At 44.1% G+C, this 16,313-nt stretch carries 13 protein-coding genes and 2 rRNA genes; 7 read left to right on the top strand and 8 right to left on the bottom strand.

What is annotated here, in order from left to right; translation table 11 throughout:
* Nucleotides 1-175 precede the first annotated feature (175 nt).
* The 5 genes from AB3F25_RS02735 to hemN all read left to right on the top strand — a co-directional run bounded on the left by AB3F25_RS02735 (nt 176) and on the right by hemN (nt 5,970).
* Nucleotides 176-3,072 (top strand): 23S ribosomal RNA (locus AB3F25_RS02735).
* A 192-nt stretch (nt 3,073-3,264) separates the two neighbouring features.
* Nucleotides 3,265-3,380 (top strand): 5S ribosomal RNA (gene rrf, locus AB3F25_RS02740).
* A gap of 206 nt (nt 3,381-3,586) precedes the next feature.
* Nucleotides 3,587-4,153 (top strand): Der GTPase-activating protein YihI, encoded by a 567-nt coding sequence (gene yihI / locus AB3F25_RS02745; protein WP_373603987.1) that lies wholly within the window; start codon nt 3,587-3,589, stop codon nt 4,151-4,153.
* A gap of 3 nt (nt 4,154-4,156) precedes the next feature.
* The gene (locus AB3F25_RS02750) at nt 4,157-4,603 is read left to right on the top strand and encodes a DUF2489 domain-containing protein (protein WP_373603988.1); all 447 of its coding nucleotides are present in this window, start codon (nt 4,157-4,159) and stop codon (nt 4,601-4,603) included.
* Nucleotides 4,603-5,970: an oxygen-independent coproporphyrinogen III oxidase gene (gene hemN / locus AB3F25_RS02755; protein WP_373603989.1), complete on the top strand. Its 1,368-nt coding sequence runs from the start codon at nt 4,603-4,605 to the stop codon at nt 5,968-5,970. The genes AB3F25_RS02750 and hemN overlap by 1 nt, the downstream gene beginning before the upstream one ends.
* 169 nt (nt 5,971-6,139) lie before the next feature.
* On the opposite strand, the gene AB3F25_RS02760 is transcribed toward hemN, so the two are convergent.
* The 8 genes from AB3F25_RS02760 to rpsL form a co-directional block, all read right to left on the bottom strand.
* Complete coding sequence (locus AB3F25_RS02760; RefSeq protein ID WP_373603990.1) at nt 6,140-7,363, bottom strand: heme biosynthesis protein HemY; 1,224 nt, start codon at nt 7,361-7,363, stop codon at nt 6,140-6,142.
* Between the two features lie 9 nt (nt 7,364-7,372).
* Nucleotides 7,373-8,650, bottom strand: a complete 1,278-nt coding sequence (locus AB3F25_RS02765) for a uroporphyrinogen-III C-methyltransferase (protein ID WP_373603991.1) — start codon at nt 8,648-8,650, stop codon at nt 7,373-7,375.
* A 21-nt stretch (nt 8,651-8,671) separates the two neighbouring features.
* Nucleotides 8,672-9,412: a uroporphyrinogen-III synthase gene (locus tag AB3F25_RS02770; RefSeq protein ID WP_373603992.1), complete on the bottom strand. Its 741-nt coding sequence runs from the start codon at nt 9,410-9,412 to the stop codon at nt 8,672-8,674.
* Nucleotides 9,412-10,353, bottom strand: a complete 942-nt coding sequence (hemC, locus tag AB3F25_RS02775; RefSeq protein ID WP_373603993.1) for a hydroxymethylbilane synthase — start codon at nt 10,351-10,353, stop codon at nt 9,412-9,414. Before hemC ends, AB3F25_RS02770 begins: the two co-directional genes overlap by 1 nt.
* A 161-nt stretch (nt 10,354-10,514) precedes the next feature.
* Nucleotides 10,515-11,699, bottom strand: coding sequence for an elongation factor Tu (gene tuf, locus AB3F25_RS02780; protein WP_373603994.1), 1,185 nt, complete (start codon nt 11,697-11,699; stop codon nt 10,515-10,517).
* 63 nt (nt 11,700-11,762) lie between these two features.
* Nucleotides 11,763-13,865 (bottom strand): elongation factor G, encoded by a 2,103-nt coding sequence (gene fusA, locus AB3F25_RS02785; RefSeq protein WP_373603995.1) that lies wholly within the window; start codon nt 13,863-13,865, stop codon nt 11,763-11,765.
* A gap of 82 nt (nt 13,866-13,947) precedes the next feature.
* Nucleotides 13,948-14,418, bottom strand: coding sequence for a 30S ribosomal protein S7 (gene rpsG / locus AB3F25_RS02790; RefSeq protein WP_373603996.1), 471 nt, complete (start codon nt 14,416-14,418; stop codon nt 13,948-13,950).
* 150 nt (nt 14,419-14,568) lie between these two features.
* Nucleotides 14,569-14,943 (bottom strand): 30S ribosomal protein S12, encoded by a 375-nt coding sequence (gene rpsL / locus AB3F25_RS02795; RefSeq protein ID WP_005543325.1) that lies wholly within the window; start codon nt 14,941-14,943, stop codon nt 14,569-14,571.
* Between the two features lie 283 nt (nt 14,944-15,226).
* On the opposite strand from rpsL, the gene AB3F25_RS02800 reads away from it, so the two are divergent.
* Together AB3F25_RS02800 and rpe are read left to right on the top strand one after the other, a co-directional pair.
* Nucleotides 15,227-15,430, top strand: a complete 204-nt coding sequence (locus tag AB3F25_RS02800; RefSeq protein ID WP_373603997.1) for a hypothetical protein — start codon at nt 15,227-15,229, stop codon at nt 15,428-15,430.
* Nucleotides 15,431-15,578: 148 nt separating this feature from the next.
* A complete protein-coding gene (rpe, locus tag AB3F25_RS02805; protein WP_373603998.1) occupies nt 15,579-16,250 on the top strand; it encodes a ribulose-phosphate 3-epimerase in 672 nt (223 codons plus the stop codon).
* The last annotated feature ends 63 nt before the right edge of the window (nt 16,251-16,313 follow it).

Raw genomic sequence — 16,313 nt, forward strand, 5'->3', positions numbered from 1 at the left:
TAAAAAATTGGAAACAAGCTAAAAACGAGAGATTTTCGAAAGAAAGTCTGAGTAAAACGAAATAACGACATGTTTTGTTAAAAACTCTGAATTGAACAAAAGCAATTTAAGAGTGTTAGTTGAATTAAAGATAGCCACTAAATGCAAATCGTAAGAAGAGCATTTGAGGTTGTATAGTTAAGCGACTAAGCGTACAAGGTGGATGCCTTGGCAATCAGAGGCGAAGAAGGACGTGCTAATCTGCGAAAAGCTTGGATGAGTTGATAAGAAGCGTTTAATCCAAGATATCCGAATGGGGCAACCCAGTGGGTGAAGAGCCCACTATCAACGAGTGAATACATAGCTTGTTGAGGCAAACCGGGAGAACTGAAACATCTAAGTACCCCGAGGAAAAGAAATCAACCGAGATTTCGTCAGTAGCGGCGAGCGAAAGCGAAGTAGCCTGTTAATGATAGCGACAGAGACAGAGGAATGTGCTGGGAAGCACAGCGACACAGGGTGATAGCCCCGTACTCGAAGTCCAGGTCGTGGTACTAAGTTAACGACAAGTAGGGCGGGACACGTGATATCCTGTTTGAAGAAGGGGGGACCATCCTCCAAGGCTAAATACTCCTGATTGACCGATAGTGAACCAGTACTGTGAAGGAAAGGCGAAAAGAACCCCGGTGAGGGGAGTGAAATAGAACCTGAAACCTTGTACGTACAAGCAGTGGGAGCCCGCAAGGGTGACTGCGTACCTTTTGTATAATGGGTCAGCGACTTATATTTTGTAGCGAGGTTAACTAAATCAGGGAGCCGAAGGGAAACCGAGTCTTAACTGGGCGAAGAGTTGCAAGGTATAGACCCGAAACCCGGTGATCTAGCCATGGGCAGGTTGAAGGTTGGGTAACACTAACTGGAGGACCGAACCGACTAATGTTGAAAAATTAGCGGATGACTTGTGGCTGGGGGTGAAAGGCCAATCAAACCGGGAGATAGCTGGTTCTCCCCGAAATCTATTTAGGTAGAGCCTTGAGCGGACACCTTCGGGGGTAGAGCACTGTTTCGGCTAGGGGGCCATCCCGGCTTACCAACCCGATGCAAACTACGAATACCGAAGAGTGATACTCAGGAGACACACGGCGGGTGCTAACGTTCGTCGTGGAGAGGGAAACAACCCAGACCGCCAGCTAAGGTCCCAAAGTCTATATTAAGTGGGAAACGAAGTGGGAAGGCTTAGACAGCTAGGATGTTGGCTTAGAAGCAGCCATCATTTAAAGAAAGCGTAATAGCTCACTAGTCGAGTCGGCCTGCGCGGAAGATGTAACGGGGCTCAAATATAGCACCGAAGCTGCGGCATCAGGCGAAAGTCTGTTGGGTAGGGGAGCGTTGTGTAAGCGGATGAAGGGAGTTCGAGAGGGCTGCTGGACGTATCACAAGTGCGAATGCTGACATAAGTAACGATAAAACGGGTGAAAAACCCGTTCGCCGGAAGACCAAGGGTTCCTGTCCAACGTTAATCGGGGCAGGGTGAGTCGGCCCCTAAGGCGAGGCTGAAAAGCGTAGTCGATGGGAAACGGGTTAATATTCCCGTACTTGGTAAAGCTGCGATGTGGGGACGGAGCAGGTTAGGTTAGCGTGCTGTTGGATATGCACGTTTAAGTTGGTAGGTGGGAAGTTTAGGCAAATCCGGACTTTCTTAACACTGAGAAATGATGACGAGGCCTCAAGGGGCTGAAGTAACTGATACCACACTTCCAGGAAAAGCCACTAAGCGAAAGGCTTTACTAAACCGTACTGAAAACCGACACAGGTGGTCAGGTAGAGAATACTCAGGCGCTTGAGAGAACTCGGGTGAAGGAACTAGGCAAAATAGCACCGTAACTTCGGGAGAAGGTGCGCCGGCGTAGATTGTAATCCCTTGCGGATGAAGGTTGAACCGGTCGAAGTGACCCGCTGGCTGCAACTGTTTATTAAAAACACAGCACTCTGCAAACACGAAAGTGGACGTATAGGGTGTGATGCCTGCCCGGTGCTGGAAGGTTAATTGATGGTGTTATCGAAAGAGAAGCACCTGATCGAAGCCCCAGTAAACGGCGGCCGTAACTATAACGGTCCTAAGGTAGCGAAATTCCTTGTCGGGTAAGTTCCGACCTGCACGAATGGCATAATGATGGCCAGGCTGTCTCCACCCGAGACTCAGTGAAATTGAAATTGCCGTGAAGATGCGGTGTACCCGCGGCTAGACGGAAAGACCCCGTGAACCTTTACTATAGCTTGACACTGAACATTGAATTTTGATGTGTAGGATAGGTGGGAGACTTTGAAGTCGTCACGCCAGTGATGATGGAGTCGACCTTGAAATACCACCCTTTAACGTTTGATGTTCTAACGAAGCGCCCGGAACGGGTGTTCGGACAGTGTCTGGTGGGTAGTTTGACTGGGGCGGTCTCCTCCCAAAGCGTAACGGAGGAGCACGAAGGTTTGCTAATGACGGTCGGACATCGTCAGGTTAGTGCAATGGTATAAGCAAGCTTAACTGCGAGACGGACAAGTCGAGCAGGTACGAAAGTAGGTCATAGTGATCCGGTGGTTCTGAATGGAAGGGCCATCGCTCAACGGATAAAAGGTACTCCGGGGATAACAGGCTGATACCGCCCAAGAGTTCATATCGACGGCGGTGTTTGGCACCTCGATGTCGGCTCATCACATCCTGGGGCTGAAGTAGGTCCCAAGGGTATGGCTGTTCGCCATTTAAAGTGGTACGCGAGCTGGGTTTAGAACGTCGTGAGACAGTTCGGTCCCTATCTGCCGTGGGCGTTGGAGAATTGATTGGGGCTGCTCCTAGTACGAGAGGACCGGAGTGGACGCACCGCTGGTGTTCCGGTTGTGTCGCCAGACGCATAGCCGGGTAGCTAAGTGCGGAAGAGATAAGTGCTGAAAGCATCTAAGCACGAAACTTGCCAAGAGATGAGTTCTCCCACACATCAAGTGAGTAAGGGTTGTTTAAGACGAAGACGTAGATAGGCGCGGTGTGTAAGTGGTGTGAGCCATTGAGCTAACGTGTACTAATTGCCCGAGAGGCTTAACTATACAACGCTCAAATGTTTTTAAGAGAGCAGTGAAGCTAACGAAAAAAACGAAACGAAACGAAACAAAACAAAATAAAAGTTTAGCTTGTAGCCAATAAAAGCGCAGATAAAGCATAAAGACGACAAAGACAACAAAGACAAAGACCAAGACATAAAGCTAACGTCCAAGGTCTAAAGTCTAAAACCGAATAATCCTGGCGGCGATAGAGCGGTGGTCCCACCTGACCCCATACCGAACTCAGAAGTGAAACGCCGAAATGCCGATGGTAGTGTGGGGCTTCCCCATGTGAGAGTAGGGCACCGCCAGGTAGATACGAAATGAACCCCGGTCAGAAGGCCGGGGTTTTTTATTGGCGAAAAATCGCAAAAGGGAGAAAGACAAGCAGCCCCAATGCGGTGCTGAAATCACAATGCGTTTTTGCGTTAATGAAACAGAATTATCGCTATTAGTTAATGAGAAAAAACGGCTTGAATGATACAATCTGCTCCCATTTTACAATAAAGGATCAACCTTAATGGCTCGTAAGAAAAAAACACGCCGAATTAGTGATGTGATGCCGATTCGCAAGTCGGATAAAAAAACACAAATGCCGAAAGCATCACGTTCGGGCAAAAAATTAACTCGTTATGAACTTGATAGCAAGGCTCGCGAAGAGAAGAAAAAGCGTAAACACAAAGGTTTGGTTTCAGGTTCTCGTCATAGTCTTGTTGAGAATAAACAAAACAATCAGCCGAAAGAAATTAAAGATCCCAAAATTGGTAGCAAAAAGAAAATTCCGTTAATTATAGAATTTGTCAATAAGCCTGAAAAAGCTCAAACGATCCCGCCGATGAAAGCAGTGAAAAAATCGGATCCTATGCAAGAGTTAGAAAGTCTTGAAAATAATGAAATTCTTAATGAATTGTTGGACGTGTTGGACGAAGGTAAGGCTATCAGTAAAGCGGATCAACAATTTGTCGATGAATGCCTCGATCGTATTGCAGAGTTGATGAAAGAGCTCGGTATTGCAGACGAGGAAGAGGACGACGAAGACGACTTGTATCGCACTTTCGAGCGTATTGATATTAACCAGTTTAGATAACGTATGCTGTGGATCATTATTTTAGCCTTGTTAGCGCTCTCCGTGATTTTCGGCTTGGCTTTTTATGCAATGCGTTTATTAAAGGCATTGAAACAGCAACAAGGAATGATTGCACAAGCTAAGGCCGCACGTTGCAATCGTTTGAAGGAAAGTATTGAAATTATTGGCAAAGCGATGCAAAGTGGCGAATGTAATCATTCTGAAGGTGTTATTCGTTTAGCGATGTTGCTAATGCCTTTCGGTAAAAATTTGCAACCTTATCCGGCAATGATGCAACTTCATAAAATTGTACGTGATATGCCGACTCACGAGAATTATAAACAGCTTGAGAAAAAAACGCGGATGCGTCTTGATCTGGAACGCAAGAGTGCCGAAATAAAATTTGAACAGGATATTATTAAAGAAATACGTCAATTATTAGACGACATCAAACAATTTGGGGAGTTTTAATGTCAGAAATTATTTGGGATCACGAACTTATTCACAAGTATAATCAATCCGGTCCGCGTTACACCTCGTATCCAACAGCATTAGAGTTTCATGAAAATTATACCGAACAAGATTTTCTCAATGCCGCGGCGCGTTATCCTCATCGTCCTCTTTCTCTTTATGTGCATATTCCCTTTTGCCATCAACTGTGCTATTTCTGCGCCTGTAACAAGGTTATTACACGTCATCAGCATAAAGCGGATATCTATTTAGATTTTCTTAAAAAAGAGATTACTTCTCGTGCACCGTTATTTCAGCACCGCATTGTAACCCAAATTCACTGGGGCGGTGGCACTCCAACCTATTTAAGTAAGGCGCAATCCGAACGTTTAATGGCGATGTTGAAAGCGCATTTTTCAATTGCCGAAGATGCAGAGATTTCTATTGAAATTGACCCGCGCCGAATTGAGCTTTCTATGCTTGATCATTTACGTGCGCTTGGTTTTAATCGAATGAGTATGGGCGTACAGGATTTTAATAAAGCTGTGCAAAAAGCGGTAAATCGCGAACAAGACGAAACTTTTATTCAAGCTTTATTAGAACGCGCGCGCGAATTGGGTTTTCAATCTACTAATCTTGATTTAATTTATGGTTTGCCGCTGCAAAATGTAGAAAGTTTTATGTTTACGTTGGAAAAAGTCATAGCATTGGATCCAGATCGCTTAAGTATTTTTAACTATGCGCATTTGCCAAGCCGCGTACCGGGGCAAGCGAAAATTAAAGAAGCGCAACTCCCGCCGCCTGAAACAAAATTGACGATTTTACAAAAAACTATCGAAACCTTAGGAGCAGCGGGCTATAAATTTATCGGTATGGATCACTTTGCCAAACCGCACGATGAATTGGCTGTTGCGCAACAAAACGGTGTATTGCATCGCAATTTCCAAGGTTATACCACGCAAGAGGATGCGGATTTATTAGGGCTTGGGGTGTCATCAATCAGTTTGTTAGGCGACACTTATGCGCAAAACGAAAAAGATCTCAAAACCTATTACTCTCTTGTGGAAGAAAAAGGTAACGCCTTACATAAAGGATTAGTATTGAGCGCGGAAGATTGTTTACGCCGTGATGTAATCAAGGCATTAATTTGTAATTTTAAATTGGACTTTGCGCCGTTTGAATCCCAATACGGTATTCAATTCACTGAGCATTTCAATGAGGATTTAGCGCTTTTACAGCCTTTAATGGAGGACGGCCTAATCAAGCAATCCGCAACAGGTTTGCAGGTTTCGCCAAAGGGGCGCTTATTAATTCGTAATATTTGTTTATGTTTTGATACTTACTCCCGCGCCGCGGCAAAACGTCAGCAATTTTCGCGTATTATTTAATTTCAAAATTGATCGGCAAACGATAGATTTTATTTGGTGAGATACAAAATCAGCACCGCATTGAAAAGCTTTGAATGTGGAAGTATGTATTGAAAGATAAAGAAAAGCCATAGTGAGTAGCAAAATATACTCACTATGGCCTATTCAAGCGTTGGCTCGGTTTTATTAGCTATACATTTTCTTTTAAAGACATTGCATTACGTAAGCTTTCTTGTCTAATTTGCTCAGCTGCCACTTTGTCACCAGCTTGTTCGAATACATAAGCGGCCATCATGCGATCATTGGATTCCAATTGAGCAGGGCAAGCGGTCACTTTTTTAAAGGCTTCCGCCGCTTTTTCGAACTCATTGTTGCGCACATATAAGTAACCTAACGCACGATTGATCGCACATTGTTGTTTTTCATCGGCATTTTTAGTGCGTTTTTCTATGATTTTGACCAGTTTACTGTTATCTGTCGGTTGCAAGCGAGTGATTTGTGTGCATAGCGCATTGCTTAATGGCGTATTGTCCCCCCATTTTTTCAATACATCGAGGGTAAATTCGTAAGCAGATTCGTGGTCGTTACAATCAATCAAGCGTTCAATCAGCGCAACTTTTAAATCTAACTCATTACGACGGCGACGAGGTTGTTCTCCCCACCAAGCCAGTAAGCCATCCACCCCTTCTTCATTCATTTTTTCATCAAGTAAACCGTTTTCTGTTTCCGTCTGTAACGCTTTGAATTCATCCGCGGAATAGAGGCCGGAACGTTGAACCGACTCTAAAATGTTATCAAGGGCTTGATACGCTTTTGATTGGCGATAAATTTCCACCGCCAGTTTTAACACTTCTTTATTACGATCAGTCATTTCCAGCAGGCTATCTATGGAACTACGCGCTGCCGGCAATTTATGCTGTTGTAATAAAATGCGGGTGCGGGCAATTTCAACTAACAGATTATCGGAACCAGCTAATTCGGTCGCCTCAATTAAATAGCGATTAGCGCTAAATTCGTCGCCTCGTTGCTGTGCGGCTTCTGCTGCTTTGATGAGGTTAAGAATCGGCTCATCGGAGTGCTTAGCGTTTTTACCAATCAATTTTTCCGCTTTAAGATAATCGCCCTCGTTCATTTTCATTAAACCTTTAAGGGTTTGTTTTTGCGCTTTTGTCCGTTTACGGCGGGAGAACCAGCTATAAGTGTTGTTACTCAAACGTAAGAAGCGGCTGATAATCCATTCTATCGCGTAAATTACCGCTAAGGCCACTACGAATAAGATTACTAAGGTGGTTATAGACATTTCGTAAATATTATTCGCCGTTTCAATGCGTACGTAGCCTTGTCGACCGGAAAGATAAGGCCCGGCGAGTAAGCCGGCCAGTAACACCAACATTAGAAATAATGATCTAAACATAATCTATCCTTATTGTTGTGGCACGGTTGTCGGAGCATTGGCGGGTTGCTCGGGGAGCACCGCATTGGGTTCAGTATTTATCTGGGATTGCGGTTCTGCCTGACTGTTCATCGGCGGTTCATTGAATGCTTTTTCAGCTTCAATTTCGATTTTTTGCACATCTGCCGGTGTGCGGTTTAAATATTTATCCAGCAAATTTAAGCTTTGCAATTGGCTTGGTAGGTCTACGTAAACAGACAGTTCCGCCAATTCATCAAGAGATTTCAAGAAGCTTTGAGTCACTTCTGCGCTAGTATCAAAATAGCTCCGTACCCAAGTCGCCACTGCCTCGAGAGATTGTTTATAAAGGTCATTTTGCTGACGTGGCACGGCCATAATCGCTAATTGCAGACGTAAACGAATATTTTCGCGTAAATAAATGTCTTGATTTGGTGCAAGCAATTCTTTTCTATCCGCGCCTTGTTTTGGCGTGATGCGAATAAAATGATTCAAAAAAGAGATTGCGCTTTTCTCTGCATTACTTTGCCAATCAGCGAGTGAATCGGATAATTTATCGGAATTCGGCTCATCGCCGAAGTTTACGTTTAATACCGGCAATTCATCGACCGCATTCGCCAATTGAGATAAACGTTGCATTACAGCATTTTGGTCGATGCTCTCGACGGAAAGTAATTGTTTTAAATCTTGGTTGATCGCCGAACGAATTGCCATCGCTTCAGAATTATTCACTTTCGCCAAGGTTTCATCGGCAAGTTTCAATAGTGATACACCGGTATCTACATCGTTATCAAGGACCAATTTACGCAATGCATTGTTTAATAAGAAATCTGCTTCGGAGAACAACCAATCATTTGGTTGTTGCGCTATGGCGAGTTGACTTACTTGCGCTAATTGTTGACGTAATGTGGCAAACTCTTGTTCTTTGCTTAAAACTGTTTGTTCAAAGCGGTTGAGTTTTTCCTGCGTTTCAGAAACCGCTTTTTCTAACTGAGTCACTTGCGCATTAGTCGTATCACCGGTAACGACAGATGAGTATTGGGCAAGTTTTGCTTCAAGTACGGTCAACTTTTGCTGAATTTCATCAGTTTTTTGCTGACCGAAATAATAGCCGACTCCGCCTAGGCCTAATGCGACTAATAAGGCAAGTAAGCTCAAACCGGTACCGTTTTTTTTCACAATAGTTTGATGAGGGATAGATTCCTGTTTAATTTCCGCTGTGGACGTTATCGCGCTTTCCGTCGTGGTATCTCGGGTTTCGATGACATCATTCGATTGATTCTTAGCCATAAGTATTCCTTAATAAGTCATTTAGCTGAGTAATGTATTCAACAAACTTTGATTATCTGCTTTCGGAGACAGAATAATGGTTTGCCAACCATAATTTTTTGCCGCGTCGGCAATACGCTCGCTAACCGTAACCAATCGGCAGCTTTTGAGCCATTCTTGCTCGTGTTTGGGAATTAGTTCAATCAAGCCCCGTAAAATCTCAAGACTTGTTACCACTAAGGTGTCTGTTCCGGAACGCTTGCAAATATCGATTTGTTCTTCTTGGTTATAATTAATCGGTTCGCGACGATAACATTCCAAGGTTTCAACTATTGCACCGCGTGAAGTCGCTTGCTCAGCGAAATAATTGCGTCCGCCGTTGCCGCGTAAAATTAATATTCGTCTACCCGAGAGAGTCTGCATTTGCGGTAACGCCAGCAATCCTTCGCTATTTTCTTGTGAAATCGGATAATGAATAGCACGTTCGCTTTGACAGGAAAAGTATTGTGCGGTGTTTTGTCCTACAGTGATGTAGCGTAAATCCTCACGCCATTGAAATCCGCTTTTTTTTAAAATTTTTACGGAAAAATCCACTGCACTTCTCGATACGAAAAAGACATAATCGCCCACTTTCAACTGATTAAGTTTACTTGGGAGTTGTTCCAATTCAGCACCGCATTGAAAGCTGAATAATGGTAAATACAGTGCGGTCATACCTGATTGATTTAATAAATCAACCAATTGTTTGCCGCGTTCATCCGGACGGGTAACTAATACCGCCATTATTTTTCTCCAGCGCTATAAACATCAGCGAGAATGCGATCGGCACCTTGCGCCAACAGTTTTTCGGCAATTTGCACACCTAAGATTTCCGCATTTTCAAGTGTGTTTTTGCCTTCGGCATAAATGATTTTAGAGCCGTCAAGCGCACCGACTAAAGCGCGGAGATAAATGTGGCCATTTTCCAATACAGCATAACCGCCAATCGGCACTTGGCAGCCGCCTTGTAAATGCGCATTCATGGCTCGTTCGGCAAGCACGCAAGCGGTGGTTTCCGGATCGGCAAGTGGTGCCAATAACGCTTGTACTGCGGCATCATCAGTACGACATTCAATTCCCACCGCGCCTTGGCCAGCTGCCGGTAAAAATTGGGTTGTTTCAATAAAAGAGGTGATTCGATTTGGCATACCGAGCCGAATTAATCCGGCTGCTGCTAGAATGATGGCATCATAATCGCCGTTATCCAATTTAGTTAAACGCGTACCTACATTACCGCGTAAAGAGCGAATGTCCAAATCCGGACGCAATTGCTTAAGCTGACATTGGCGGCGTAGGCTAGATGTTCCTACAATTGAGCCTTGCGGTAATTCATCTAATGATTGATATTTGTTTGAGACAAAGGCATCGCGTGGATCTTCTCGTTTACAAATTACGCTCAAACCAAGCCCTTTAGGAAATTGCATAGGCACATCTTTCATGGAATGCACGGCAATATCGGCACATTTTTCCAATAAGGCATTTTCGAGTTCTTTAACGAATAAGCCTTTTCCGCCGATTTTTGCTAATGGTGTGTCCAGAATCACATCCCCTTTGGTTACCATAGAAATGAGTTTTACCTTTATTTGAGGATAAAGATCTTCTAAGCGATTTTTAACGAAATTGGCTTGCCATAAGGCAAGCGGACTTTGGCGGGTTGCAATTTTTAGAATAGTTGGTTGAGTCATTATTATATAAATAGAGTCAATAATTACTGTCTATCCTATCACTGTTAACTTAAATTGTCAGTTCTCATTTCATGCTTTGCAAGCAATAAGCGATTTGATTATATCGTGATAAACAAAAAGGCGACTCTTTCAAGTCGCCTTTTAGTTAATTTATCAAATAATTATTTGATGATTTTCGCAACAACGCCGGCGCCTACTGTACGGCCACCTTCACGGATAGCGAAACGTAAACCTTGGTCCATAGCGATTGGGTGGATTAAGGATACAGTCATTTTGATGTTATCGCCAGGCATAACCATTTCCACACCTTCAGGTAACTCGATAGTACCGGTTACGTCAGTAGTACGGAAATAGAATTGTGGACGGTAACCTTTGAAGAATGGAGTATGACGGCCACCTTCTTCTTTAGATAATACGTACACTTCAGATTCGAAATCAGTGTGCGGAGTGATTGAACCCGGTTTTGCCAATACTTGACCACGTTCGATTTCTTCACGTTTTGTACCACGTAATAATGCACCGATGTTTTCACCTGCACGACCTTCGTCAAGTAATTTACGGAACATTTCAACACCGGTTACGGTGGTTTTCGCAGTCGGTTTAATACCCACGATTTCAACTTCATCACCGGTACGGATAATACCGCGCTCTACACGACCTGTTACTACAGTACCACGACCGGAGATAGAGAATACGTCTTCAATCGGAAGAAGGAACGGTTGGTCAATCGCACGCTCAGGTTCCGGAATGTAAGTATCCAATGCGTTGGCTAATTCAAGGATTTTTTCTTCCCATTCCGCTACGCCGTTTAATGCTTGTAAGGCAGAACCACGAATGATTGGGGTATCATCACCCGGGAAGTCATATTGAGAAAGAAGTTCACGAACTTCCATTTCAACTAATTCTAATAACTCTTCATCATCTACCATGTCGCATTTGTTTAAGAATACGATGATGTATGGAACACCTACTTGGCGACCTAATAAGATGTGTTCACGAGTTTGTGGCATAGGACCGTCTGTTGCCGCTACGACAAGAATAGCACCATCCATTTGTGCCGCACCGGTAATCATGTTTTTAACATAGTCGGCGTGTCCCGGGCAGTCTACGTGTGCGTAGTGACGAGTTGGGGTGTCATATTCTACGTGGGATGTGTTAATGGTGATACCACGCGCTTTTTCTTCAGGCGCGTTATCAATTTGGTCGAATGCACGAGCTGCACCACCATAGTGTTTTGCCAATACAGTAGTGATTGCTGCTGTTAAAGTTGTTTTACCGTGGTCAACGTGGCCGATTGTACCCACGTTAACGTGCGGTTTTGTACGTTCAAATTTTTCTTTAGACATTGCTAATGTTTCCTAAAAGTGCGGTATAAAATCAGAAAGTTTTATACCGCTGGTTTACAAAAATTATTTTTTACGCGCTTCAATAACTGCAGCTGCAACACTTGATGGAGCTTCAGCATATTTTAACGGTTCCATTGAGTATGAGGCACGACCTTGAGTTTGTGAACGTAAGTCTGTTGCATAACCGAACATTTCTGAAAGCGGAACTTCAGCATCAATTTTAACAACAAATTCGTTTGCTTCTTGACCGTTTACCATAGCGCGACGACGGCTTAAGTCACCGATTACGTCACCTACATACTCAGGCGGAGTTTCTACTTCAACTTTCATGATTGGCTCAAGTAATACTGGGTTTGCTTTTGCAAACGCTGCTTTAAACGCTAAAGACGCTGCAAGTTTAAACGCCAACTCAGATGAGTCCACATCATGGTATGAACCGAAGTGTAAACGAACACCGATATCTACTACTGGGTAACCCGCTAATGGACCAGATTTAAGTTGCTCTTGAATACCTTTGTCAACGGCTGGGATGTATTCACCAGGGATTACACCACCTTTGATTTCGTTCACAAATTCGTAGCCCGGACCTTCCGGCTCTAATGGGTATAAGTCGATCACAACATGACCGTACTGACCGCGACCACCGGATTGTTTTGCGTGTTTACCTTCCACATCGTTAACACGGGTACGGATAGTTTCACGGTAAGATACTTGAGGTTTACCGATGTTTGCTTCCACTTTGAATTCACGTTTCATACGGTCAACGATGATATCTAAGTGTAACTCACCCATACCGGAGATGATGGTTTCGCCAGATTCTTCATCAGTATGAACACGGAATGAAGGGTCTTCTTGCGCTAAACGACCTAATGCAAGACCCATTTTTTCTTGGTCTGCTTTTGTTTTTGGTTCAACTGCAACAGAAATTACCGGCTCTGGGAACTCCATACGCTCAAGGATGATTGGTGCATCGATCGCACACAATGTGTCACCAGTAGTAACATCTTTTAAACCGATTGCAGCTGCGATATCGCCTGCACGAACTTCTTTGATTTCTTCACGTTTGTTCGCGTGCATTTGAACGATACGACCAAAACGTTCACGTTTTTGACGCACAGAGTTCAACACGGTATCACCAGAATTGATCACACCGGAATAGACACGGAAGAAAGTTAAGTTACCTACGAATGGGTCAGTTGCAATTTTGAACGCTAATGAAGAGAATGGCTCTTCATCGCTTGCATGACGCTCACCTTCAGTTTCGTCAGGGTTGATACCTTTGATTGCTGGAATATCTGTTGGTGCTGGTAAGTATTCAACAACGGCATCAAGCATTGCTTGCACACCTTTATTCTTGAATGCTGAACCACAGGTTACCAAGATGATTTCGTTTGCTAATACGCGCTGACGAAGACCTGCTTTAATTTCTTCTTCGGTTAATTCCTCACCACCGAGGTATTTTTCCATTAACTCTTCTGAAGCTTCTGCAGCGGCTTCAACAAGATTTTGACGCCACTCTTCGCAATCTGCTTGCATATTGGCAGGTACATCTTCGTAGGTAAATGTCATACCTTGGTCAGCTTCGTTCCAGTTGATCGCTTTCATTTTGATCAAGTCAACGACACCAACGAAATTATCTTCAGCACCTACAGGCAATTGAAGTGGCACCGCATTCGCACCTAAGCGAGTTTTTAATTGTTCAACAACACGTAAGAAATTCGCACCGGTACGGTCCATTTTGTTTACGAACGCGATACGCGGAACTTCGTATTTGTTTGCTTGACGCCATACGGTTTCGGATTGTGGTTGAACACCACCAACCGCACAATAAACCATTACTGCTCCATCAAGAACACGCATAGAACGTTCTACTTCAACGGTAAAGTCAACGTGTCCCGGGGTGTCGATAACGTTAATGCGGTGTTGTGGGAATTGTTGCGACATACCAGACCAGAATGCGGTGGTTGCCGCAGAGGTGATGGTAATACCACGTTCTTGTTCCTGTTCCATCCAGTCCATGGTTGCTGCACCATCGTGCACTTCACCAATTTTGTGACTTACACCGGTATAGAACAAGATACGCTCAGTAGTAGTAGTTTTACCCGCATCAATATGCGCACTGATACCAATGTTACGATATCTTTCAATAGGGGTTGTACGAGCCATTATTATAACCTTGTTTAATTTAATATCTGTTTATATAAGGTAAGGCTTCATCAAAGATGAAGCCCTTTAAATTCAGAAGCTATTACCAACGGTAGTGAGCAAACGCTTTGTTAGCTTCAGCCATACGGTGAACGTCCTCACGTTTTTTAACTGCCGCACCTTTGTTTTCGGAGGCATCAGATAATTCGTTAGCTAAACGTAAAGCCATAGATTTATCACCGCGTTTACGCGCCGCTTCAACGATCCAACGCATACCTAATGCGTTACGACGAACCGGACGCACTTCAACCGGTACTTGGTAAGTAGAGCCACCAACACGACGAGATTTAACCTCAACAGTTGGGCGCACGTTTTCAAGTGCGATTTCAAATGCTTCAAGCGGTTCTTTACCGGTACGTTGCGCTAAAGTTTCTAAAGCGCCATAAACGATTGATTCAGCAACGGATTTTTTACCGTCCACCATTAATACATTAATAAATTTCGCAAGCAACTCCGAACCAAATTTCGGATCCGGTAAAATCTTGCGTTGTTCAACACTACGACGACGTGGCATTGTAAATTTCTCCGTTTTAATATTCTTCAGGGTATTCCAAAACTCAATAAAAACTAACCGCTTTACATAAGGGATTAATTAAATACTGGAGTTTATGGTTTAAATAAGTTTTACTAATTTAGACGTTTGGCCTTACTTAACGGAGAACCATTAAGCTTTAGGACGTTTAACGCCGTATTTAGAACGACCTTGTTTACGATCTTTCACGCCTGCGCAGTCTAACGCGCCGCGTACGGTGTGATAACGCACACCCGGTAAGTCTTTAACACGACCGCCACGGATAAGCACAACACTGTGCTCTTGAAGGTTGTGACCTTCACCGCCGATGTATGAGGTTACTTCGAAACCATTGGTTAAGCGAATACGGCATACTTTACGTAATGCAGAATTCGGTTTTTTAGGTGTAGTTGTGTACACACGGGTGCATACACCACGTTTCTGCGGGCAAGCCTCTAATGCAGGAACGTTACTTTTTACAACCTTTTTCACACGCGGTTTGCGTACTAGCTGGTTGATAGTTGCCATTAAAAAAGCTCCAGTTTAAATGTTATTCAATAATAGAATGTTGTTCAAAAAATCTACTCCCATACGGAAATAGACGGCGAATTTTAATCACTATGGATATGCTTGTCAACAAGCAACCAATGCGGTGCTCTCAGAGGTATTCGCTGTTATTCGACTAAAAACAGCGCAACGAATCATTTTCGTCTGTTTCGCCCGATGTCCTTTCTTGAACTTTTTAACCCAAGTTGCGTCTTACGGAAGGCTATCAAAACAGATAGTTTTTTAGTTTATACGGAGAGAGCCTATGCAATTCATCGCAAAATCATTTCTTATCGGCATAACTGTAGTGTCGTTAGCGGCTTGCGGCAATATGAGTCGCAGCCAAAAAAATACCGCCGTTGGCGCGGCCATCGGTGGCGCAGCAGGGTATATGATCAAAGGTAATGCCGCCACAACATTAGGCGGTGCGGCGCTCGGTGGATTAATCGGTAGCCAAGTGAACAAATAACCAAGGTGCGCGCCATCTATCTCGCGTCTAAAACCGCACGTTGAGCATTCAACGTGCGGTTATTTTTTTGTGTCTTTTTCGATAAATAATCAGGCAATTGCCGCCTCAACGTAGTAAACTAGCCACAATTTTTTCTTAGGAGACAACGATGAAACCTTATCTAATCGCCCCTTCTATTCTTTCCGCCGATTTGGCACGCCTTGGTGATGATGTTCAGGCTGTGCTCGATGCGGGGGCCGATGTCATTCATTTCGACGTAATGGATAATCATTATGTGCCGAATCTCACCTTTGGCCCCGCTGTGTGCCAAGCCTTGCGTGATTACGGCATTACGGCGCCGATTGACGTACATTTAATGGTGAAACCGGTGGATCGCATTATTCCCGATTTCGCCAAAGCCGGCGCGAGCTATATTACTTTTCATCCTGAAGCAACCGAGCATATTGATCGCACTTTGCAGCTCATTCGTGATCACGGTTGCAAATGCGGTTTGGTGTTTAATCCCGCGACACCGTTGAATTATTTGGATTATGTATTGGATAAAGTGGATGTTGTGTTGTTGATGTCTGTCAATCCCGGCTTCGGAGGCCAATCTTTTATTCCGGCGACCTTAAAAAAACTGCGACAAGCGCGTCGAATGATCGACGAAAGCGGTTATCACATTCGTCTTGAAGTAGACGGTGGCGTGAAAACGGATAATATCGCCGAAATTGCGGCTGCAGGCGCCGATATGTTCGTGGCCGGTTCGGCAATTTTCGGTAAACCGGACTATCGACAAGTGATTGAACAAATGCGTGCGCAATTGGCGTCTCTTTTATAATCCGCCGAAAGCCCGTGGGACGGGGCTTCAATGCGGTGCTGATCGGACACTTCACCGATTAGC

Origin of the sequence: Aggregatibacter sp. HMT-949 (assembly GCF_041734645.1) — a bacterium.
In the GTDB taxonomy this organism is placed as follows: domain Bacteria; phylum Pseudomonadota; class Gammaproteobacteria; order Enterobacterales; family Pasteurellaceae; genus Rodentibacter.

What these genes read in the sequence shown, in the direction of transcription:
- AB3F25_RS02765 (WP_373603991.1), bottom strand. Translation starts at nt 8,650, where the DNA reads ATGGCTAAGAATCAATCGAATGATGTCATCGAAACCCGAGATACCACG.
- fusA (WP_373603995.1), bottom strand. Translation starts at nt 13,865, where the DNA reads ATGGCTCGTACAACCCCTATTGAAAGATATCGTAACATTGGTATCAGT.
- rpsG (WP_373603996.1), bottom strand. Translation starts at nt 14,418, where the DNA reads ATGCCACGTCGTCGTAGTGTTGAACAACGCAAGATTTTACCGGATCCG.
- hemN (WP_373603989.1), top strand. Translation starts at nt 4,603, where the DNA reads ATGTCAGAAATTATTTGGGATCACGAACTTATTCACAAGTATAATCAA.
- AB3F25_RS02750 (WP_373603988.1), top strand. Translation starts at nt 4,157, where the DNA reads ATGCTGTGGATCATTATTTTAGCCTTGTTAGCGCTCTCCGTGATTTTC.
- AB3F25_RS02760 (WP_373603990.1), bottom strand. Translation starts at nt 7,363, where the DNA reads ATGTTTAGATCATTATTTCTAATGTTGGTGTTACTGGCCGGCTTACTC.
- yihI (WP_373603987.1), top strand. Translation starts at nt 3,587, where the DNA reads ATGGCTCGTAAGAAAAAAACACGCCGAATTAGTGATGTGATGCCGATT.
- tuf (WP_373603994.1), bottom strand. Translation starts at nt 11,699, where the DNA reads ATGTCTAAAGAAAAATTTGAACGTACAAAACCGCACGTTAACGTGGGT.
- AB3F25_RS02800 (WP_373603997.1), top strand. Translation starts at nt 15,227, where the DNA reads ATGCAATTCATCGCAAAATCATTTCTTATCGGCATAACTGTAGTGTCG.
- AB3F25_RS02770 (WP_373603992.1), bottom strand. Translation starts at nt 9,412, where the DNA reads ATGGCGGTATTAGTTACCCGTCCGGATGAACGCGGCAAACAATTGGTT.
- rpsL (WP_005543325.1), bottom strand. Translation starts at nt 14,943, where the DNA reads ATGGCAACTATCAACCAGCTAGTACGCAAACCGCGTGTGAAAAAGGTT.
- hemC (WP_373603993.1), bottom strand. Translation starts at nt 10,353, where the DNA reads ATGACTCAACCAACTATTCTAAAAATTGCAACCCGCCAAAGTCCGCTT.
- rpe (WP_373603998.1), top strand. Translation starts at nt 15,579, where the DNA reads ATGAAACCTTATCTAATCGCCCCTTCTATTCTTTCCGCCGATTTGGCA.